The organism is Patescibacteria group bacterium, from assembly GCA_018896645.1.
Lineage (GTDB): Bacteria > Patescibacteriota > Patescibacteriia > UBA2591 > JABMQE01 > JAHIMF01.
Genome location: JAHIMF010000019.1, coordinates 1 through 22,097 on the forward strand (window position 1 = coordinate 1; position 22,097 = coordinate 22,097).

21 protein-coding genes and 2 tRNA genes are annotated in these 22,097 nt (G+C 40.0%); 5 read left to right on the forward strand and 18 right to left on the reverse strand.

What is annotated here, in order from left to right; all coding sequences use genetic code 11:
- Positions 1-298: 298 nt before the first annotated feature.
- The 12 genes from KKD20_01200 to KKD20_01255 form a co-directional block, all read right to left on the reverse strand.
- Entirely contained in the window at positions 299-1,036 is a 738-nt protein-coding gene (locus KKD20_01200; protein MBU4331724.1) for a winged helix-turn-helix domain-containing protein, read from the reverse strand.
- A 3-nt stretch (positions 1,037-1,039) separates the two neighbouring features.
- Entirely contained in the window at positions 1,040-4,132 is a 3,093-nt protein-coding gene (locus KKD20_01205) for a type I restriction endonuclease subunit R (GenBank protein ID MBU4331725.1), read from the reverse strand.
- A gap of 143 nt (positions 4,133-4,275) precedes the next feature.
- Positions 4,276-5,277, reverse strand: a complete 1,002-nt coding sequence (locus KKD20_01210; protein ID MBU4331726.1) for a virulence RhuM family protein — start codon at positions 5,275-5,277, stop codon at positions 4,276-4,278.
- Between the two features lie 94 nt (positions 5,278-5,371).
- Positions 5,372-5,836, reverse strand: coding sequence for a class I SAM-dependent methyltransferase (locus tag KKD20_01215; GenBank protein MBU4331727.1), 465 nt, complete (start codon positions 5,834-5,836; stop codon positions 5,372-5,374).
- Positions 5,837-5,981: 145 nt separating this feature from the next.
- Positions 5,982-6,058 (reverse strand) — tRNA-Ala (locus tag KKD20_01220).
- Between the two features lie 120 nt (positions 6,059-6,178).
- Positions 6,179-6,430 carry a hypothetical protein gene (locus KKD20_01225; GenBank protein ID MBU4331728.1) on the reverse strand — a complete coding sequence of 84 codons (252 nt, stop codon included), beginning with the start codon at positions 6,428-6,430 and terminating at the stop codon, positions 6,179-6,181.
- Between the two features lie 94 nt (positions 6,431-6,524).
- Positions 6,525-6,600 (reverse strand) — tRNA-Ile (locus KKD20_01230).
- Positions 6,601-6,743: 143 nt separating this feature from the next.
- On the reverse strand, positions 6,744-7,889 hold the full coding sequence (locus tag KKD20_01235; protein MBU4331729.1) for a DHH family phosphoesterase: 1,146 nt from the start codon (positions 7,887-7,889) through the stop codon (positions 6,744-6,746).
- Between the two features lie 152 nt (positions 7,890-8,041).
- Entirely contained in the window at positions 8,042-9,385 is a 1,344-nt protein-coding gene (locus KKD20_01240; protein MBU4331730.1) for a serine hydroxymethyltransferase, read from the reverse strand.
- Positions 9,386-9,717: 332 nt separating this feature from the next.
- Entirely contained in the window at positions 9,718-10,101 is a 384-nt protein-coding gene (locus KKD20_01245) for an NUDIX hydrolase (protein ID MBU4331731.1), read from the reverse strand.
- Positions 10,102-10,130: 29 nt separating this feature from the next.
- Positions 10,131-10,490: a nucleotidyltransferase domain-containing protein gene (locus tag KKD20_01250; protein ID MBU4331732.1), complete on the reverse strand. Its 360-nt coding sequence runs from the start codon at positions 10,488-10,490 to the stop codon at positions 10,131-10,133.
- Positions 10,469-10,861, reverse strand: coding sequence for a HEPN domain-containing protein (locus KKD20_01255; protein MBU4331733.1), 393 nt, complete (start codon positions 10,859-10,861; stop codon positions 10,469-10,471). The genes KKD20_01250 and KKD20_01255 overlap by 22 nt, the downstream gene beginning before the upstream one ends.
- Positions 10,862-10,927: 66 nt before the next feature.
- On the opposite strand from KKD20_01255, the gene lspA reads away from it, so the two are divergent.
- Positions 10,928-11,368: a signal peptidase II gene (gene lspA, locus KKD20_01260; protein ID MBU4331734.1), complete on the forward strand. Its 441-nt coding sequence runs from the start codon at positions 10,928-10,930 to the stop codon at positions 11,366-11,368.
- 151 nt (positions 11,369-11,519) lie between these two features.
- On the opposite strand, the gene KKD20_01265 is transcribed toward lspA, so the two are convergent.
- From KKD20_01265 to KKD20_01275, 3 genes are read right to left on the reverse strand one after another with little or no spacing between them, the layout of a single operon-like run.
- Positions 11,520-11,768: a hypothetical protein gene (locus tag KKD20_01265; GenBank protein MBU4331735.1), complete on the reverse strand. Its 249-nt coding sequence runs from the start codon at positions 11,766-11,768 to the stop codon at positions 11,520-11,522.
- Positions 11,769-11,789: 21 nt separating this feature from the next.
- Positions 11,790-12,515, reverse strand: coding sequence for a deoxyribose-phosphate aldolase (gene deoC, locus KKD20_01270; GenBank protein MBU4331736.1), 726 nt, complete (start codon positions 12,513-12,515; stop codon positions 11,790-11,792).
- A 33-nt stretch (positions 12,516-12,548) separates the two neighbouring features.
- Positions 12,549-13,640 carry a hypothetical protein gene (locus KKD20_01275; GenBank protein ID MBU4331737.1) on the reverse strand — a complete coding sequence of 364 codons (1,092 nt, stop codon included), beginning with the start codon at positions 13,638-13,640 and terminating at the stop codon, positions 12,549-12,551.
- A gap of 143 nt (positions 13,641-13,783) precedes the next feature.
- Here KKD20_01275 and KKD20_01280 point away from each other — a divergent pair, with 143 nt between their 5' ends.
- Positions 13,784-14,149, forward strand: a complete 366-nt coding sequence (locus KKD20_01280; GenBank protein ID MBU4331738.1) for a four helix bundle protein — start codon at positions 13,784-13,786, stop codon at positions 14,147-14,149.
- Between the two features lie 53 nt (positions 14,150-14,202).
- On the forward strand, positions 14,203-15,726 hold the full coding sequence (locus tag KKD20_01285) for a YifB family Mg chelatase-like AAA ATPase (protein MBU4331739.1): 1,524 nt from the start codon (positions 14,203-14,205) through the stop codon (positions 15,724-15,726).
- A 154-nt stretch (positions 15,727-15,880) separates the two neighbouring features.
- On the opposite strand, the gene KKD20_01290 is transcribed toward KKD20_01285, so the two are convergent.
- A complete protein-coding gene (locus tag KKD20_01290; GenBank protein MBU4331740.1) occupies positions 15,881-16,723 on the reverse strand; it encodes an ROK family protein in 843 nt (280 codons plus the stop codon).
- A gap of 215 nt (positions 16,724-16,938) precedes the next feature.
- On the opposite strand from KKD20_01290, the gene KKD20_01295 reads away from it, so the two are divergent.
- Positions 16,939-17,607 carry a PIG-L family deacetylase gene (locus KKD20_01295; GenBank protein ID MBU4331741.1) on the forward strand — a complete coding sequence of 223 codons (669 nt, stop codon included), beginning with the start codon at positions 16,939-16,941 and terminating at the stop codon, positions 17,605-17,607.
- Positions 17,608-17,617: 10 nt separating this feature from the next.
- Positions 17,618-18,763 carry a glycosyltransferase gene (locus KKD20_01300; protein ID MBU4331742.1) on the forward strand — a complete coding sequence of 382 codons (1,146 nt, stop codon included), beginning with the start codon at positions 17,618-17,620 and terminating at the stop codon, positions 18,761-18,763.
- 14 nt (positions 18,764-18,777) lie between these two features.
- Here the strand turns inward: KKD20_01300 and KKD20_01305 are convergent, their stop codons facing one another.
- On the reverse strand, positions 18,778-19,914 hold the full coding sequence (locus KKD20_01305) for a hypothetical protein (GenBank protein ID MBU4331743.1): 1,137 nt from the start codon (positions 19,912-19,914) through the stop codon (positions 18,778-18,780).
- A gap of 169 nt (positions 19,915-20,083) precedes the next feature.
- Positions 20,084-22,097: glycosyltransferase (locus tag KKD20_01310; protein ID MBU4331744.1), on the reverse strand; the 2,014-nt coding region annotated here is incomplete at its 5' end.

The following is a 22,097-nucleotide window of genomic DNA, read 5'->3' on the forward strand; positions in this document are numbered from 1 at the left end:
AAAAGATCGGCAATTTTTGCCTGCGTCAACCAAATGTTTTCATCGCGCAAAAAAATCTCCACTTTTACTTTTCCGTTTGGAGTCGTATAAAGCAAAAATTCGGTAAAACTGTTGTTGCTTGGAACAATTTTTTTATTTTTTTTGGGCATAATTTTGAATAATAATTTGATTGTTTTTGTCTTAGCTACTCATAAGATTGTTTCTTACCTTTACAATTTGTCTGCCGACAGGCAGGCTCGCTTCGGACGCCGACGGAATTAGAGGCTGTGCCAATTTCATTGGCGCGCCGCCTTAAAAATTATTTAATCAAATTCCAATTATCGAGTAAATAATTCATTTCGTGGCTCATATTTCCGAGATATACTTTGTCATCCCTGAACTTAATATTTACTGCAAAGCCGGACTTATTATTGACTGAAAAAATCGCTCCTTCTTTTATTTTTCTTTCCACTTCAACAGTCGGCAATATGAGAAAATGTGTTTTATCAATTATGCGTAAAACAAAAATATAAAAAATATTCCCTTGATTATGCCTTTCAAATGATACTCGACGAATATGGAAATTATAAGTATTGAATTTATTTGAATTAGCTGTTTTCACTTGAATTCCAAAAAATTTATTTTCTTTTATGGCTGAAATATCCACGCCAACATCTACGCTCATTATGCTGGCGTTGAAGCCGCGAAAAAGCAACTCGCTGCAAACTAGATGCTCGCCACCTTTGCCGGTAAAACCTCCGGCGATGACAATTTTTTCTTCTTCCTCTTTTTCGGCTTCAATAATCTTTGGCGTCTCTTTGATTTCTTTTTTGTTCGGATTAAGCGCGAAAGTTCCGGGCGCTGTTTTGATAAAATCCGAACCTTCGCCTTTGGTTTTAATATCCATCACAATTTGCGCGTTCATCGTTGCTTCCGGCGTGGCGCCTTCCGTTTCCAAAATACCTGACTCCAAAGCCAGCCGAGTAATTTCGGTATAGCGCAAAGGCGTTCCCGCCTTTTTTAATATTTCAATCGCTGATTGTTTGAATGTGTTCATGTTTTATTCTGAAAACTTACCACCCGAAATATCAAAAAATCTTTCAAAGAAGCTTATCAGTTTACTTATAACACTCTCTCGTTTTTTGGTACGGTCGCCAGTTGGGGAAAAGCGAGATACAGGTGGTAAAACTTTAGTGATGGCTGTGCCAGTAGTTGCGACACTCCCATCGCGGAATGAATTTTTTACAAATGCATAAGTTGCATCGTGATCTAATCCTTCATTATCAATAATTTTTTCAAGTTCTTCAATTTTTTTCTTATCCACAAATTTTTGCCAATCGTCATCAACTACTGAATGGATATCAAGCGAGGCGATAAACTGGTTAATAAGATCTTTCTTATTACGTAATTCAACGCTTGAATCAATTGCTTTATTAATATCAATCAAAAATTCTTTATTTTTAACATGATCCTCATGGTATTTTTTTATTAACCCTAAAACATAATCAATATTTATTTCTACCTGCTTGATGAGTTCCATCTCAAACACAAGATCATCGTTAATGTTTTCTTGATCAACATCCGCGCCTTTGCGAAATTCATTGTAAAGGTCAATGTACATACTGTGATAATCCTGCACATCACGATCAGTCAAAATCTCGTTGCCGGCAAATTCGTCAAAAGTTGTTAAAATATTTCGCGCTCGCAAAATCCCGCCATAAAGTTTGATAAAATCTTTTTGGTTTTGCTCGCCTACAATTCGCTTGTCAACCGGGAATTTTTCCATAAGCTCTGCCACTAGACTGGCGTACCCGCGCACTTCTTTATCACCGTCTTCATACCCATTGTAATAATCCTCATATGATTTAAGAAGAACAATTCCACTCGCTTCTTTATCGCCAAAAAGTGCAATAGATTCATTCGTCGCTTTCTCTAGATTACGGAAGCAAACAATATTCCCGAAGGTCTTTACGCTGTTTAAAATGCGATTGGTACGCGAAAATGCCTGCAAAAGTCCATGCAGTCTCAAATTTTTATCTACCCAAAGCGTATTAAGCGTTATGGCATCAAATCCTGTCAAAAACATATTGACCACAATAAGAATATCAACCTCGCGATTTTTCACTCTCAAGCTTACATCTTTGTAATAATTTTGAAACTTATCCGATGAAGTGTTATAAGAAGTGCCAAACATCTTGTTATAATCAGAAATAGCATTATCAAGAAAATCCCGAGAACTCACATCAAGCCCGCTCGTATCCTCAGAGTTTTCATCTATCATTCCATCTGCATCTTCGTCGTTTACGCCAAAGCTATAAATCGTCGCCACCTTGAGCCGTTTATCGCTTGGTGCATCGGCAAGTTGTTTTTTAAACTCGGCATAATATTTTTTTGCCACATCAATAGATGAAACCGCAAAGATAGAGTTGAATCCAGCCAACCTGCGCTCTTTCAGTTTATAAAAACTATTGCGTTTGGTCTTTTGGTCAAAATGTTCGCGAATGTAGCTCACGATATTTGCCAACCGTTCCGGAGAAGCAAGCGCTGCCTCGCGGTCAATATCTCGGACTTGCGCATCTTCAATATTTTCAGCTTCGCGAACAGTAGAAACATAATCAACCTTAAACGGCAAAACATTTTTATCAGCGATAGCATTTACAATCGTGTAGGTGTGCAATTTCTCGCCAAAAGCTTGCTCGGTGGTTTTCAAATCCGGCCGTCCGCCGGCAGACGCATTTATGGCAAAAATCGGCGTGCCTGTAAAACCAAAGAGATGATAATTCTTAAATGCTTTTGTAATCGCTGAATGCATATCGCCAAACTGTGAGCGATGACATTCGTCAAAAATCAAGACAATATGACCACTAAAAAGAGCATGCTTAGAGTTGCGTTTAATAAAATGATCTAATTTTTGAATCGTGGTAATAATAATCCGAGAATTTGAATCTTCTAATTGTTTTTTTAAAATAGCGGTGCTGGTATTGCTATTCGCCGCTCCTTTTTCAAATTTATCATATTCTTTCATCGTCTGATAATCCAAATCTTTACGGTCAACAACAAACAAAACTTTATCTACATAAGATAATTTACTTACTATCTGGGCGGTTTTGAAACTGGTCAAAGTTTTTCCCGATCCAGTCGTGTGCCAAATATACCCGCCCGCTTCTACTGTTCCTAATTTTTTATAATTCGCGCTGACTTCAATTCTATTTAATATTCTCTCAGTTGCGACAATCTGATACGGTCGCATTGCCAAAAGCTGTCTATCAGTCGTGAATACGCAATACTTGGTCAAGATATTCAAAAGCGCGTGCTTGGCAAAAAAAGTCTTGGCAAAATCCATCAGATCCGTAATCGGTCGGTTGGTCGCATCCGCCCACCAACTTGTAAATTCAAAACTATTACTGGAGCGCTTGCCTTTTTTCACCGCTCCTTCGCCGGCTTCTTTGATATGCTCCAAACGAACGGTGTTGCTGTAATACTTGGTATGCGTGCCGTTGGAAATGATAAACAATTGCGCATATTCAAAAAGCCCGCTTGAAGCCCGAAAACTTTCTCGGCTGTAGCGATTGATCTGATTAAACGCCTCTTGGATTGCAACGCCACGGCGTTTTAGCTCAATATGAACCAGAGGCAAACCGTTCACAAGCACCGTCACATCATAGCGATTAGCGCGTTGGCCAGTCTCCTGCCTGCCGGCAGGCAGGTCGGTAGCATATTGATTGATCACCTGCAAACTATTGTCGTGAATGTTATCCTTTTTTATGAGATACACATTCTTAGTCGTGCCATCTTCGCGCGTCAGGTTTTTGATATGGTCTTCTTGAATGGTAGCGGTCTTTTCGGCGATGCTTTGATTTGGGTTGGCAAGCTCACTGACAAAAAACTGTTCCCATTCGCTATCGGTAAAAGTAAAACTATTAAGCTTCTCTAATTGCAAACGGAGATTCAATACCAAATCAGCTTCGGAAGTGATGGCGAGATACTCGTACGCTTGCGTTTCGAGTTGCTTGATAAAAGCCCGCTCCAAATCCGCTTCGCTTTGATAAGAAACACCATCTCGTACCCGATCTGCAAGTTTATAATATTCAGCAACAACAGTGCTTTGAGGATTTTCCGCGACTAGATTGTAATAAGTTTTTTTATCTGACATATTTATTTATGTTTTATTCTTTTTTAAATTCACTCGCCCCTCTCATTTTGAATTATCAAGTAATGCTTGATAGTTGCCCCATAGAGCTCATCGACCTTAATAAGTGTTTCGTTTAAATTCCCAGCTCTTTACGCCAAAAAAGTTCAAGACTTTACCTTCTTTTTAATCTTGCTTTCCACAGTCTTAATCGCTTCCAAATAAGATTTCTCGACCTCGCTCAAATTCTTTACTTTGTACTTGCGATATTCCAAGCTAGCTTTTTCTATTGCTTTTTCATGACTTATTTTTCCGGCATTGCTCAAAAGTTTTCTTCCGGTTGATTTTAAAATATTGTCCAGTTCACGGATATAATCCGCCATCTTCATCGGTTTTTGTTCTAGAGCATTGATTTCCGCCAAATCAAAATAAGCCGAAACAAGATTGTTCAAAACTTTGAGCTCACTTAATCCCAAAAAATTCTTGGCAATCATCGCCTCAGCTTGCGTCGGTTGCTTGCCTATGAAATTCTTAAGCCCCGCAAATGGCTTATCTGAGTCTACTCGCAAGTAAATAACTTCTGCCGCTGTATGTCCATGAGCTGCAAAATGAAGCTTATTTTGGACAATTTTAAAAAATTTCAAAGACTCGCTTGCTTGCGAATCGTAATCAATAGCGGTTGCATACAAATCAAGTACCTGACGATAAAGCACTTTTTCACTGCTACGGATATCTCGAATCTCATCAAGTAATTCTTTCCAATAATTTCCACCACCCAAATTTTTCAAACGATCCGAATCAATAGTAAAGCCTTTGACGATATATTCACGAAGTCGTGCAGTTGCCCAAATACGAAATCTTGTAGCGATATGAGATTTAACTCTGTAACCAAGTGAAATAATCATATCGAGGTTATAATGTTCAACTTCGTAGTTTTTTCCGTCTGAGGCAGTTGTTCGGAATTTCCGAACAACTGAATCCTGGTCTAATTCATTTTCTTCAAAAATGTGTTTAATATGCTCGCTTATATTGGCTTTGCTTGACTCAAAAAGCTCAACCAATTGAGATTGAGTAAGCCAAGTAGTCTCACCTTCAAACCGCACCTCTATGCGAGACGATCCATCATCACTTTTGTAAATAATTATTTGGTTTTGCAATTCTTTTTTCATATCATTTCTTTGAAAGTTAAAAGTTTCCCTCGGTAATATTCATATTGTTGCCTGCGCGCTTTTAGTTCCGCCGGCAAACCGATTGAAATATCATTCACAAGCGCGTCAATCTCTTTATAAACAATTCATTTTTTTTATCATCTTCTAAATAACCCAATGAAGTAAAGATATTTAATACTGCATCAAACTTCCCAGGAATTTTTTTACCCAAAATATTACCGACAATATAAGAAACAGTTAATTCTTGTTGTTTGGCTTGTTTTCTTGCGAGGTTGATAAAATAATCACTTATATCAATGCCAGTTACCCTATATCCTAAAGCAGCTAAACTATTTGAGATTCTTCCGTAACCGCACGGCGCATCAAGAATGCTCTTACCGTTCCTAGGTAAATATTTTACAATTATGCGAGCTTCTTTTTTATTGCGCTCCTTCGTTAATATGTTTTCTTTCTCTTTCATGTATCGCTCACCCCAAACAATACTTCGGGCTTTGTACCAATCTTGATGACCGCCAGCTATTTTACGGATTGTTTTATCTTGGTATTTGATGTAGTTCATAGATTATCTTATTAAAACATCAAGCGAAACGCCCAAAGCGAGGGCGAGGGGGAAAACTCGTCAAATCGCGTTTGGCGGACCGTACCCCCGCGTCTTGCGGGGCGACATCCATGGTCGCAACCGGAACGCTCTCAACTAAAAATTTTGGTGGACCCGACCGGATTCGAACCGGTGACCTCCTGCTTGCAAAGCAGGCATTCTAACCAGCTGAACTACGGGCCCTCGTTGTTATATAATTCTCATATATCAATTTATCATCTACTAATAAATCAATAAACCAAATAAACAAATAAATTAATAAACAGGTGATAAATGAAAATGTGGGTAAATGGAAATATCTCGTCATTCTCCAAACAAAACATCGGGCAAAACAAATCTAAAAAATCCACCCAAAAGACCCATCATTAGAAGAAAGCCAAAAAAGATGGCGATGAGCCCAAGGAGTTTGTAAAATAGTCTGGTACCGCCCTCATAACCAAGATATTTTTCTGCAAATGGAATTCTGCCGATAAAGCTAAGGTACCATTCGGTTTTAATAACTAACGAGGCTCCGACACCGAGAATAATTAAACCCAAGATTATTCTTCCAAACATAGGATTGTTTCAATAAAACATTAAAACATGAAAGCATTAAAGCAAGAAAGCAATTTGCTTTAATGTTCTTGTGCTTTAATATTTTTTAGTTGTCTGGTGCGCATGGATGGATTTGAACCATCGACATCCACCTTATAAGGGTGGCGCTCTAACCGCTGAGCTACATGCGCAAAATCACGAGACACGAAACACGAAACAAAATTCAATGTTTTTATATTATCAAAAAATAGAGAATAAATCAAGCCAAACACAAAAACCCTTTTCACGGGGTTTTTGTTATGTGCATCGTGTCTCGCGTTTCGTATCTCGCGGTTCACGAAGTTTTTAATTTTTCTTCCAGCTTAGGGATTAGCCATTTTTCAGCTTCCAATACGGATTTACCTTTGATAGAAAATCTGACTTTATCTTTTGAGCCCTGGGGCTTGAATTCGGAAGTCAGGCCAAAAACGTCAATATTTTTATTATAGGAAGTAACCAGCACGGTAATGTCTTTTTCTTTTTCTTCGTAAAGCAAAATAATTATTTCTGCTTTGGGAATATTGACGATTAATTCGTCTATAACTTCTAGGAGAGTATCTTTAGAGGCGCCGGATTTTTCAAAATCTTGAAGAGTTAAAGAGGAGGAAACAAGACGCGGTTCTTTTTTGGATAATTCCAAACGAGCCAGGACCCGACCCCAAAGTTTAAGGTCGGTAATCGTCTTGGTGCGATAAAGGTTTTCCACTATTTCTTCGCGCCGACCGCCCAAGGTAATGAGTTTACTGGTAGTAATCAGGGTCTGGGGGGTAATCTCCAAAGACTTGAAATTTTTAGTTTCAGAGATAACGCCAGTCAGCAAGGCAGTGGCCACATCTTCGTCAATCAGGTTTTTATCAAGGGCTTCGATAAGAGAATAAACAATTTCCGAGGTGGAGGTGGCAACGAGATTAATGAGATTGATTTGGCCAAAGTATTCGTTGTTGGGGTGATAATCAATATTGATGATCGGGGTTTCATAAAAAAATTCAGTGTTGTCTTCATAAATTTTACCAAGCGCGTCTAGGTCTTGGGTGTTTAAAACAAAGGTTAAGTCAAAGATAAAATTAGAATTTTCTATTAGAACATCTTCAGGCGCGAAAAAGCCATTCTGGGGCGTGATAAAGATTTTAAGCCGTTCCCCCAGGACATCATAATTCAATTCCTTTACCTGGCTTTTTGAAATATTCAACGAGATAATAAATTTTCTTAAGGGCGGGACCACACCTTTTATTTCTTTTGTTTGGGCCAGAAAAGAAAGCTTGGGAAGCAGCTTAAAATCATAACTCGCGATGCAATACTTTTTATCTAACTTTTTCAACACTTGAGCTATAGCCAAAGCCGCGGTAATACTATCAATATCATGACCTTGTTTAAAGGTGATTAAAATATTTTTTGCTTTCTCAATAGAGTTATAAATTTGTTGTTCTGGAGTTAGGGACACGGTTATTTCAGATTAAGACTTGAAAACATAGTCATTTATTATAGCGCAAGCAAAAGAAAGCGTCAAGTGTATTATCTGTTAATTGTTTTATTATTGGAGTCAGGCGTGAGTATTGGTAATATTGATACTCAAGCGCAATTTTGTGCCAGTCCCTATACCCCCAGCCCCTCATATAACGGGTGCGCCTCGGTCATTTTTTTGACTTTTTTTTGGACTTGATTTTTGATGTTTTTATCTGTGGAGTTGTGGATTATATCAGCAATCATTTTGCCGATTTCTTTGAATTCAGCTTCTTTAAACCCGCGAGTAGTCAAGGCTGGAGTGCCAATTCGCAGGCCCGAGGGGTCCATTGGTTTTCGCGGATCAAATGGAATCATATTTTTATTAACACAGATGCCTGTTTCGTCCAGTGCAGTTTCTGCTTTTTTGCCAGTGACCCCAGCCTTGGTGAGGTCAACCAGAACCAGATGATTATCGGTACCACCAGATACTAAGTTAATTCCATTTTCTATTAAACTTTTGGCCAGTGCCTTAGCATTAGCTACGACTTGTTTAGCGTATTCTTTGAATTCAGGTTTGAGCGCTTCGCCGAAAGCCACGGCTTTAGCGGCAATTACATGGTCAAGCGGTCCGCCTTGCATGCCTGGGAAGACAGCAAAGTCTATTTTTTGAGCTAAATTCTTTATACCCCCCTTGTGTCCCCCCCTAATTAGGGGGGAGTTGGAGGGGGGTCGGAGACGGTCTTCAACCCTTGAGAGAATCATAGCGCCCCGGGGTCCCCGTAGAGTTTTATGAGTCGTAGTAGTAATAACATCAGCATAGGGTACACAATCGGGATGAACACCAGCGGCAATCAAACCAGCGATGTGAGCAATATCAGCCATTAAGTATGCGCCAACTTCATCAGCAATTTCGCGGAAAGCTTTAAAATCAATTTTTCTAGGATAAGCAGTATAGCCACATAAAATTATTTTAGGTTTTTCTATTTTTGCTTGTTTACGAATTTTATCCATATCAAGCTGGCCAGTCTTTTTTTCCACGCCATAATGCACAAAATTAAAAAGCTTGCCGGAAAAATTAACCGGCGAGCCATGGGTGAGATGACCGCCGTGAGCCAGATCCAAAGCCATAATTTTATCGCCAAGCTCAACCAGAGCCATATAAGCCGCCAGATTGGCTTGACTGCCAGAGTGCGGTTGGACGTTAGCTTTCATGATGCGTTCCGTTGGACAATCGCCCTCATGGGTGTTGAATAATTTCTCGGCGCGTTCAATGGCCAAGCTTTCTGATTCATCAATAAACTGGTTACCGCCGTAATAGCGTTTGCCGGGGTAACCTTCGGAATATTTGTTGGTTAAAGCCGTACCCATAGCCTCAAGAACTACTCGGGAAACAAAGTTTTCACTGGCAATCATTTCTAAACAGTTGCGCTGGCGGTTGATTTCGTTGTTTATTACTTGAGCAATTTCAGGGTCAAATTTTGATAGTAAAGACATAGAAGTTAAGAAATAAAGAAATAAAGAAATAAAGAAACATTTGTTTCTCTATCTTATTTTATTTTTGGAGTTTTGTCAAAGAGGGTTTGAGGCTTGAGATGCTTGAAGCTTGAAGTTTTTAGAAAAAATAAAAAGCCCGCTTTTGGAAAAAATCCGAGCGGGCAAAAATAGAAAGGATAAGTGCAACTAACCAACCCCAACTCTTTGATTATTCCTTTTTGAGTTCCCCTCCTTGTTTTGCGGAGGCGAGAAAGGCGAGATATTCAGGGCAGGTTCTACAAACCTCTGTAGGACGGAACCCATAAAAACAACTTTCCATTTTAAGCCCCTCCTTATTTTTTGGTGGCTTGCTCAACCACTGGTTTAATGTTCGGTCCGCAGTCATCAGGGAGTTGATCAATCGGGAACCAATTCCATTCCCGGATGTCAGAACCGGGTTTGATTTCGCCGGTTCGTTTAGCTATACAATGAACAAGAAGAACATCAGTGCCGTCTTCTTTTTTAGTGTAGGTAATGATGGGAGCAGAGTCAGTGATTTCAATTTCAATCCCCATTTCTTCCTTAACTTCCCGCTTGGCATTCTCTGCGAGGTTAGTTTCATAGTCCTCAACCTTGCCTCCGCAAAATTTCCAAAAGTCGTCATCCCCATGTTTGTTGAGCAGGACTTTGTTATTTTCAATGATAACTGGTCCTGAAGCAATAATAATTTTAGGCATAGTTTATTATTTATTATTCTTTTATTCTTTTATTTATTATTCATTTCTAGGGGGTATATCCACCTGCCTTTATTTTTTGCTTGAGTAAGAATAGCAGAAAATTTTTCAGCTTGAGCAAATTCTTTGGGTGTGTAGCCAATAACATCCATTGCAACTTGACACGCTTTCTCGTCTCTTGCTTGAGTCAGAAAGTCTAACCTGTTATCAAACTTTTTTTTAACGAAGTCTGGAGAGATAATAACTAAATCAATATCGCTATGTTTGGTTGGTTTTCCCCAGGCAAAAGAGCCAAACAAAAGTACACCATCAACTTTAATTTTTTTTTGAAGGCTCGCGATATAGTGGTTAACTATTTTTTTAGGAAATTTTATGCTTGTTTTTTTAGGCATAGAAATAATTTTTTAGTTTTTTGTAAATAATCTTTAGCTTGAGCTCGAGAGATTTTCGGAAGGGGCTTGTAAATTAAGTCAGGATAACGCGGTTTTAAGTAGTATTTATTTAGTTCATCAATAAACTTTTTTTCTTGATTTGAAAATTCAACATCTGCTAATTGGTGCAGTCGTGGTAAGTCGTGGATTTTTAAAAGCTCTTTTCCTTTTTTGACAACAACCATTTTGATCATTTTTTCTACTACTTGGTGACAATGCCAAAACATCAAAAGATAAGTCCAGCGAGTAGGTCGGGGACTTTTAAAGAGTCTTTGTGCGACATCTAAGTCAGCACCAGCATATTCTATCCATTTTTTGAGAATTAACTTCATGGTGATTTTAATATACATCAGGAGTTTATTTTTGTCAAATTTACTTTCTGATGCTACAATAGAGTAATGAGCAAATTTTGGAAGAAAATTATTTTAGGTTATGTCCTGGTCTTTGTTTTTTTTGTTTTGGATAGGATTATAAAATATTGGCTGCTCCAGCCAGAAGCTCGGGGTGCCGGTATTCTAACCTTATCAAAAAATCAAGGCATTGCTTTTGGCATTCCTTTACAAGGTTTATTCCTTTATATTTTAGTAGGCCTAATTTTAGCAGGTCTTTTTTATTTGGCTCTTAAGTTTTGGCAAAAGAAAAATACTGGTTTGCACCTGGCCACTGTTTTGATTATTGTTGGCGCTTTGAGTAACCTAATTGACCGCTTTAAATTTGGCGCGGTTATTGATTATATTGATTTACGAATTTGGCCGGTTTTTAATTTGGCTGATTGTATGATTGTGATAGGAGTAGTGATGTGGGTATTGACCGATGGGGTTAAGAAAAAAAGAAATTAAGTAGTTTGTAGTGGTTTATAGTAATTCAATTGTAATACGATAGTAATACGATTGTAATACGATTGTAACTTATTGTTTTGGTTTTTTGAAAATAAAAAAGGCCAGCTTGACGGAGCCGACCTTGGTGTTTGCTTTGTCTGTTTGAGTATTCCTATTCTTCATATATTATGCGCCGCACAATCACTCCCACATCTTTCCATATTCCAAGAGCGGAGTGAGTGTAGTTCCCTGCGAATTCAATGAATTGATCTTCAATGCGGGTTGCACCAGTATTTGCTCCATCGGCATATATAGTGTCCAGTTCTTCGCAGGCCTCAACTAGCGCCTCGGATGCGTTCCCATTGCCAACACGGAAACCCACCGGCACGCCAATCGTTTTAATTTTTGTAATTTTTGTCATTTTGAATCCTCCCGTTCCATGTTAGCTGTTCTTATACTCGTCAACAAGCTTGCTGGCGCCTATTCGGAAATCATGGATTCTAAAGGCTTGAGAAGCCTCGAATAGTTGCTGAGCAAATTCTACGGTGTGGATACCGCCAGAGGCTTTAATTCCGACTCCTTCTTCCAATACTTTGCTCATCAAACACATGTCATTCAGGGTTGCTCCAGCAGTCCCATAACCAGTAGAGGTTTTGACAAAATCTGCCTCGGCGCACTCGGCTATTTTACAGGCCAGAGCTATTTCCAATGTATTGAGATAACAGGTTTCTACAATTACCTTTACGAGTGTAGCCTGGTGGGCCCTCTTTGCGGCTATCACAACTTGACTAATATCATGTTCAACAAAGTGATAATTTTCTCCATCAATTGCGCACAGATCCATAACCATATCAATCTCGTCAGCGCCGCGTTCAATTGCCTGTTCTGTTTCCCGCACCTTATCGCCAGTGCCATAACGAGATAAGTTTATAGCCATCTGTCTAAAGGTTGTCGTTTTCTCTGTGGGAAACCCTACGACACTCGCAATATGTATATCGTGCTCACGGAGTTTTTCGGCGGCGGTCCGGACTAAATGTGGACGAATGCACACCGCGCCAAAGCCGCACTCAACCGCCTCTTCGCACAACCTGGTAATGTCATCAGGAGTTGCATCCAGGTTGAGGTTGGTATGGTCAACGGAGGCAGCTAATTCTTCTTTTGTTATCATTTTATTCTCCCAGTTATATCCTGTGATATTCTACTATCCTCTGCGGGCACATAAAGCATTTCTCATTTCCTCCTCTATTCTCGCCCGGTTCAATAATTCCATTCTTTGTTTCATGTACGGAATATAGAAATCAAAGAATTCTCTTTCAGTCCGGAACACTTGCTTCGAGATGTCCATAAACGGACTAGTTCGTTCAAACGGGAAAACTACATAGGTGTTTTTCCCAGTTTCAAAACCCCGAGTTGTTTCATCAGTTACGCCTTTTGATATCGTGGTTCCTTCCGGATAAAACGCTACCAGATCCGAACTTTGTTTTATGTACCAGTTTAAATCCCGGTGGACCGTGTGTCCTCTGATGATACTTTCGGTTATTGCAGTCAGCTCCCCATGAGTTTCTATGTCAATATACCTGGGGTCAATAAGGGGCGTTGGCAGGCCATTTATTTCCCTGCCAACAGCCAGAAGCTTTTCTTTGAAGGCGCTGATCATAATGTCCTGTTCGGTTGAGGCGTCAGTCATGGGCATTTGGAAATAAATGAGAAAACAGTTTTCCAACAGGCTATCAATAATAATCGGCTCTTGGAGCCTGGGGAGAACGTACATTGGTTTGCCATAATTGGCGGCCCAACCTTGCGTTACATTAACTTCAATATTCTGCCAGAACACCAAATCCCTTAAGTCGTTATTTTGCAGTCTGCCAGTTTCAGTCTGCATTTGCTGGGCTTTAATACTCGACGGTTTATCAATGATCGTAATAAACAGGTCTGATGCGATTGCATTTAAGTATTTCCAGTTATAGGCATTATGATAGACTGAACCCCAGAGAAATTGGGCGTGGGTATCTATCACAATTTTCTCATACCATTTTCGGTCCTCTTCCATCCAGCGCAAGACCGTCTCAAAGGCTAACCCCTGCTGGGCTCGCAAGATGACCGGCGGCTGATTAAGAAGATTCCCCCGAGGTATTGGCGGCTCTTCCGGATAATTCTGGGCCAGTTGAAAGATTAACTCGCCAGTGTCATAAATAACGGCCTTACTTTTTTTTGCCTCATAATAATCATGACAGAATTTTGTGCTTTGAGCGCCGGGAATGCCAGTTACTGTGATTACTTTAGCAGCAGCCATTTTTCTCCCCTTCCTTTTGTTTGGATTGTGAATGAACGAGGGTATTTAACGTATTTAAGGATATTAAACCATATTTTAAAAAAAGTCAAGGAACTTTAGAAACTAAGAAACAAGAAACTAGAAACTAGGGGAGACCCGCATTTATGAGTTATATTTCATTAGATAATCTTAAGGTCTATCAATTAAGTAGAGGTTATAGCCGGGAAGCTTGGTCTGTTTATGAGATTTTGAACTGGCAGATGAAAAAAGTGATTGGTGATCAATTTATTAAAAGCGCAGATTCAGTTGGAGCCAATATTGCCGAGGGCTATGGTCGATTTCATTATTTAGACAAAGTAAGATTTTATTATAATGCCCGGGGTTCACTTTTAGAATCCCGACATTGGTTAGAATTATTAAAAGAGCGAAAGCTTATTACTCAAGAAAAATATAATTCAATGCTAGAGATTTATAAAAATTTAACCCCAGGCTTAAACGGATTAATCAGCTCAACTCGCAAAAATAATTAATAGTTTTACCCTAGTTACTAGTTTCTTGTTTCTAATTTCTAGTTTCTATTTTTATGCTCGCAAAAGTAAAATCAGCAGCCGTAGTCGGCCTCCATTGCGAAGAAGTGGAAGTTGAAACGGATTTTGGCGGACCAGCCGGCAAGTTTATTATTGTTGGCCTGCCGGATAAATCGGTTGAGGAATCCCGAGAACGCATTCACATGGCCATAAAAAGCTCGGCTTTTCGGTTTCCTTTTCAAAAGATCACAGTTAATCTGGCGCCGGCTGACTTGCGCAAGGAAGGCCCGGCTTATGATTTGCCGATTGCAGTGGCCCTTTTAATGTCTGTCGGTGAAATTCCTCAAGGGGCAGCAGGCGAGAGTTTGTTTGTGGGTGAGCTGGCGTTTGATGGCAAGTTAAGGCATACCAATGGAATTCTGCCGGTAGCGATTTTTGCCCGAGAGAAGAATTTTAAAAAAATATTTGTGCCTAAAAGTAATATCAAAGAAGCCCAGTTGATTACTGGAGTAGATGCTTATCCAGTAGAATCACTCGGTCAGTTGGTAAACCATTTGCGAGGCGCAGAATCCATTAAAATTTCAAGAGAAGCTCCTGGGTTCCAAATTGATGAAGCGGATGAATTTGAAGCTGATTTTGCTTATGTAAAAGGCCAGGAGCATGTGAAACGGGCCCTGGAAATCACTGCCAGCGGCGGGCACAATGTTTTAATGAGCGGGCCGCCGGGCGCGGGCAAGACATTGCTGGCCCGAACGATTCCTTCAATTTTGCCCGCCATGACCATGGATGAGGTTTTGGAAGTGACCAAGATTTATAGCGTGGCTGGGAAATTGCCTTCAGGCGAAGGCCTGATAAAGCAGCGGCCATTTAGGGCTCCGCACCACTCTTCTTCAGCCGTGGCTTTGGTGGGGGGCGGGAACATTCCCAGGCCAGGCGAAGTCAGCTTAGCCCATAGGGGGGTGCTTTTTTTGGATGAGTTTCCCGAGTTTCCCAGAATGGTTTTAGAAAATTTACGCCAGCCATTGGAAGATGGGGTGCTGACCATTGGCCGGGCGCAGATGACTTTAACTTTTCCGGCCAGGTTTACTTTGGTGGCCTCGCAAAATCCTTGCCCTTGCGGTTACTTGAGCGACCCGGAGCGGGATTGCACTTGTTCGCCAAGTCAGGTTCTTAAATATCAGCAAAAAATTTCTGGACCGATTTTGGATAGGATTGATTTGCACATTGAAGTGCCCCGGGTTCAATTTGACAAATTAGCTTCGGATGCGGTCGCGGAAAGCTCAAAAGAAGTTCGCAAACGGGTCCAAGCGGCGCGTGACAAACAAGCCGAAAGATTTAAAGATTTAAAAATTTTGACTAATTCGGAAATGACCAGCCAGATGATAAAAGATTTTTGCCAAGTGGATGCCAGCACTCAAGATTTATTACGCACTGCTGTTAACCAGTTGCACCTATCTGCCAGGGCCTATCATCGGATTTTAAAATTAGGCCGGACTATTGCTGATTTGGCAGGTGAACCGGGGATTAAATCAGAATATATAGCCGAAGCTTTGCAGTATCGGCCGAAGATAGGAGAGTGATGGAAATTTCTAATTTCTAATTCACCTAATTTTTAATCAATTTCCAATTTTTAATTTTCAAACTTGTGACGAAAAAAAAATGACATTCGCGTGAATGCTCATTTTTATATTCTATCTTATTTTATTGATCTGTTCTTTTTATTATCTCCTTTTATTATCTATCATCTTCCAATAGACAAAGTGCGGCTGCGCCTAGAAGGGCGCCTTGGGGGTTATTAGAAACAGCAATTTTTAGTCGGCTATAAGTCTTTTTATAACTTGATTCTTTAAGTGATTTCTTCATTGATTTTTCAAAAAATTTAAAAGCTTCAGAAACCGACCCGCCCAAAATAATTATCTCCGGGTCAATCGCGTACGCTATAATTGACAGGGCTTTTCCTAAATGATAACCAAATTCGTCAAAAATTTTCAGGGACTTTTTATCTCCTTTCCGCGCTAGCTTAAAAATTTCATCTCCGCTTATCTTATATTTTTTTATAAAAAACTTGCCCGAAGAATAATCCTCCATCACCCCATCTAGATATTTAATCTGCCCAAACTCGCCAGCCCCGCCGCTTGTCCCAGAATACAATTTACCGTCAATAATCAACCCGGTTCCCATGCCAGTGCCCAAAGTCACCCCGGCAATATTATTATATTTCTTGCCTTTGCCAAAATATTTTTTGCCCAAAGCAAAACAATTAGCATCATTATTAACATATACTGGAATCTGATACTTTTTTTCTAAAATTTTCTTAAGCGGCATATTGTCCCAGGCTGGAATATTCACGGCCTCGTAAACAACTCCTTTTTCATCAACCAAGCCGGGAACTCCAACACCAATTGCCTTCACTCCATTATTCACCAATCCATCAAACAAACCAAATATTTGGCTCAAGATTTCATCAGTTGTACCCTTGGCTTTTGTCTGACAGGTCTTAACTTTTTTCAACCCCGCACCTCTTAAAACTCCGGCTGTCATTTTTGTCGCGCCAATGTCTAAGCCGATGATGGACATGAAAGTTATAAGTTAAAAGTTATAAGTAACGTTGCGCATTTACATTATATCAACTTTGCTTCACTTTTACCAGATACCCCCTTTCAAAAAGCCTTCAACCGTGATAAAATTAAACCACGACTCACGTAACATATAACAATCATCCCAGCCCATGGCTGGTCCGCCTATGGCGGAAATTATTAATTATCAATTATTAATTATCGGCCAATTACCCGATTACTCAATTACTTAGTTACCCAATTGCTTTAATATCTAAGTATCTTACTATCACCAACCTTATTCTCCAAAAACCCAATGCCCGCGCCCTTGTCCTCGTTGCTCATCCAGACGACGAAACAATTTGGCTGGGAGGAACAATGCTTCGCTATCCCCAAATCAATTGGACTGTTTTTTCTCTTTGCCGCCAAAAAGATTCTGACCGCGCCCCAAAATTTAAAAAGGCCTGCAAACTCTATCGCGCCCAATCAATCATCTCCGATTTGGAAGACGAAGACATAATGACTGTCAAAGATTCAATCCCGGAAATCAAAGAGCACATCATCAAACTTCTCAAAACCAAAAAATTTGATTATCTTTTTACTCACGGCGCCAACGGCGAATATGGCCACTTTCGCCATATTGGCGTTCACAAGGCGGTAAAAGATCTTCTAAAACAAAAAAAACTTGCAGCCAGCCAAGTTTTTTATTTTTGTTACCAAGGCAAAAACCGCGGCGATGGCAGCCACTGCCTTAATGATTTTAAAAAAGCCCAATACATAGTCAACCTCAACCCCGCCGAACTCTCTCGAAAAAGAAAAATCGTTTGCAACTTATACGGTTTTAGCAAAGAGTCATTTGAATATAAAAGTTGCTTAAGAAAAGAAACGTTTTATTGTAACTTTTAACCCTACATTTATGAAAATCCTCGTCCTCTTCGAGCACCCGCTTAATAACGGCAGTATGTCCATTCAAGGCCATCTGCTTTGTCGCGGACTTTTAGAAAATGGCGTTGAATGCTACCCGGCTCATTACCAAGATCGAAAAACAGAAAGAGAATGGTTTTATAAATCTTTTAAACCTGACGCGGTTATTGGCATCGGCTGGTGGGTGGATACGCCAACAATTATAAAAGAGCCGCAAAGTTTTGGCCTTATCCCAACCCCATGGCTTTTGTCTGACGGCTGGGTGGCAAATTATCACGATGTCATCAGCAGTCTGCCTTTGGTTTTTGTGACTTCAAACTGGGTTGCGGAAAATTACCAGCGCGACGGGGTCGATACTAAAAATTTTGAGGTTCTGCATGTTGGTTATGACGCCAAAAAATTCAGGCCGATTCCCAAAGATCACCCGGGCGTGATTGAAGCTAGAAAAATGTTTGGCATTAGAGAAGACGAAAAAATGATTTTAACCGTTGGCGGCGATGTAACTTCTAAAGGCGCGCAAGAAATGATTCAAGCCTTAGTCAAAGTTGACAAGGAATATCCGAACTTTAAATATGTCTGCAAGTCAACCAACAGCGAATGCGCAATAAACCACCATCGCGAAGAATTGGATTTGATGCAGAAAGCTGGCTTAAGCCCAAGCAAAGTTATCTATTGCGGAGAAAATTTCGACCGAGAATTTATGCCCTATCTTTTAAATGCCTGCGATATTTATGCCGCGCCAAGCCGAATTGAAGGTTTCGGCATGGTCCAAGTTGAAGCCATGGCTTGCGGCAAGCCAGTCATTTCCATTGATGCTATGGGACCGAAAGAAACTATCATCCACGGGGAAACTGGATTTTTAGCCAAGGTCGGCACCACTGTTGACTTGCCCGAAGAGCTGGCGACTTATGAGATGGGTTTTGACGAAGAATTTAAAATCAAATTCGACCAGCCAAAAATTTTCGCCTACCGGGCGGATATTGATGATTTGGCAAAATTTACTTTAGACCTTTTAACTAATGATGACTTGCGAAATAAAATCGGCGAGCGCGCCGCCAAGCATACCTTGGATAATTTTCAATATCAAAACTTAGCAAAAAAATGCGTTGAGATTTTACAAGAGAAATTGAATCTCTAGGGCTAAATGTGCTTTTAGAAAAATAAAACTTTTTTCGCCTGAACACACTTATAAGCATAAATATACATCCCGGCAGACCAGGCCTGGTAGATACTGCCGGCGGGTTTGCCTTCGACTCCATCAAGCCATTCATTAAAAGCCCACTCGCCTTTGAGCGCCAGTTTATTTGCGCGCGCTAAACTTCCCAGTTCTTCTCGCGCCTTGCTCATTCTTTTCGCCTTGACTAATGCGGCTACATAGAATCCGCCAATAAAAGGCCAAATCCCCCCGTTCGCGTATTTAAACGGCTCTCTTGCCTCGCATTTTTCAAAATACGAATGCCATTCAGGATCGTTTGTTCCCAATGGAGGAAAAATGCATTTGATTGGAAAGGGTTCGTTAACGCCTTTTGATTCAATATAATTTAAAATGCCGTTTGCTTGTTTCGGTTCAGCCAGTTCGGTAACAATCGCTAACAAATTCCCCAAAGAATCAAACCAATCTTCTTGCTCTCTATCGCCGTCATGATTTTTCCAAACCCAGGGCAAATAAAAGCCCTGTTTCTTGTCAAACATATTCAAATCTTTCCGAGCTTGGCCGTTAACAATTTTTTTGACAATGTCCGCTTCTTTTTTCTGGCCCAAAATTTTTAATGCCTGATAATATAATGCTTGAGTATTAATGACATGTCCGTATTTATGCGGAAAAGCGTCTTGCCAATCGCTGGTTGGCAATTGTTCCGGCAAATGGTCTTCGCCCGTGTCTTGATACTGAATCCAAGTTAGGGCTCGCCGAATTGACTTTTTATGTTTCAAAAAAAGTTTTCTGTCTTTATAGGTTTTGGCATAAATAAATTCGCCGATGATAAACCATAAGCTCGAGTCAACCGTGGTAAAGGTAACAATCGAATTTCTGTCAACATTAAAATCCCCCACGCAATTCGGAATTTGTCCATTCACAGATTGATTTTTCGCCAGTGTCTCTAAACTCCTGGCAAAGACCCCCTTAAATTCATTCCCAACTAAACTTCCGCCCAAAAGCGAAATCACCGCATCCCGGGACCAGACCGCTCGATAGCCGTCAGGAGAGCCAGAAGCGTGGAGACCATCCGGAGTGACGCATTTTTTTAAAACTTTTTTTGCTTCGTTGTAAGCGTCATTAATAATTATCATAGTTTATAATCTATCTATTTATCATTTTTTTATTGGTAATTCATAATTTCTCAAATAAGCTCAAATAGTATTTGCGATATTAGAGTTAATTTGAGGTATTATGAGAAAAATTTAAGTGAAAAATAACAAATCTTAAATGAAAAATATTACACGATATAACAAATAAATATTATCTATCAAACGACATCCTCGCCAAAAGATAACATATCGTGCTCTCCGCTCCTTGGTTCAAATTGACGCAATTAGGCAATAGCCCATCAAAACAGCCGCCGGTTATTTCATCGTAAAGCGGCTGGTCAATTGAATTCTGGCCCAAAAACCAATTAAAAGAAATCACTGCTTTGTCATAATATTCTTCTTTTTTAGTGATGCGATGGACGGTTAAAAAAGTCTGAACCATCGAAGCGGCATCAACCGGCTGCTGGTCAAAATAAGCCCGCTTGCCTTTATAATTATACCAGCCGTTATGGCCGATTAAAACCAGCCTGCCGCCTAAAATCACCAAGTTCGTTAAAAAATCCAAGCTTTCGCGAGCCGCCTCTAGATATTTTTTATTTTTTGTCAGCTCATAAGCCAGAAACAGGGCTTCGGGCAAGCGGCCGTTGGAATAAGTGATTTCTTTTTCAAACCATTTCCAATCCTTGGCGCTCTGTTCTTTATATAAGGAGACCAAGCGGTCTGCCATTTTTCTGGTTCTTCTTAAAATATCCTGGCTTGAAAATTTTTGCGAATAATAATAAAGTCCTAATATGCTGAAAGCGAAAGCTCTGGGGCTTTTTAGCCTGTAAATATTTTTTACCGCGTTGTCAAAAATAAATTTGGCAGTCATCCGGACATTTTCGTAAATACTGCTCGAACTGACATAGCCGGTTGCCCAAAGCGCCCGGCCAAAACAATCTTCACTGCCGATACTATCCAGAAACTTGCGGTTATAATCCATAAAATTATGGAATCTGCCATCTTTTCTTTGGGCATGATACAAGAAGCTTAAATAAGTATTGACTAATTTCAAACTTTCTGGATCCCTAAACCTTTTCTGATACATTGTAGCGGCGATCAAAGCCCGGGCATTGTCGTCTGTGGTATAGCCGCTGCGCCGATCATTAACAGAATGCTTAGCATGCTGAATGATCCCAACCTCATCAGTCGAATTCAATAAATGACTTATCTTAATTTCCGGAAACTTATATAAACCAACACCGCTGCTGATTTTGATGATTTTTTTAAAAACTTCAAGATGAGATATGGCGACATTCGGCCAAGTCATTTTTCGGCTATAAGCATAGGCATTTGTTTCAATTTGGTTCTTTAATTTTGAGTCGGACAAAATCAAATCAACAGTTTTAATAATTCCGGAAACATCTTTAAAATTAACCAAAAATCCTCTGCCTTCAGTTAAAACTTCTTTAGCGTAAAGCGATGGCGTGCCGATAACTGCTTTACCGGCGCTTAAAGCGTAAGCAAGCGTGCCAGAGGTAATCTGGTTAGGGTCGAGCGCTGGATAAATATAAATGTCAGTGGCTTTTAAGTAATCAATGATTTCTCTTAAAGTCAGATATTTATTGTAGAACTTCACGTTGTCGGCCAAATCAAATTTTTTCAGCAAAGCTAAAAGTTTATTGCGGTATTTCTCGCCTTCTTCTTTGCGGATTCGAGGATGAGTTTCGCCAATCACCAAATAGAGAATATTCGGATATTTACTTTTAATTTTTGGCAGGGCTTTAATTACATATTCTATCCCCTTGCCGCTGTTTATTAAACCAAAGGTCGAAAGAACTATTCTGCCAGAAAGCCCCAACTTATTTTTCATTCCTTCGCTTTGATAAGGAGGAATTGTCGGCACGCCATGAGGAATAACATAAAACTTCTCTGGCGAAAGCCCATAATCTTCGACAAAAACCTTGATCGCGGTTTCCGCCATTACAATTACAGCTGAACAGCGGTCAAAAATCGCCCGAACCACTCTTTTTAGCCGCTCTTCCGGTTTAGGAATTACGCTATGAAAAGTTACCACTACTGGTTTTTTTATAGTCTCGAGAAAGGCAATTAAATAATCACCGGAGATGCCGCCAAAAATCCCAAACTCGTGTTCAATGTTGACCAATTTAATCGAGTCGTCGCGGTCAATTTCTTTGGCGGTGTTAATGTAATCTTCAAGGTCGGTTTCGTTAATTTGAAACTGG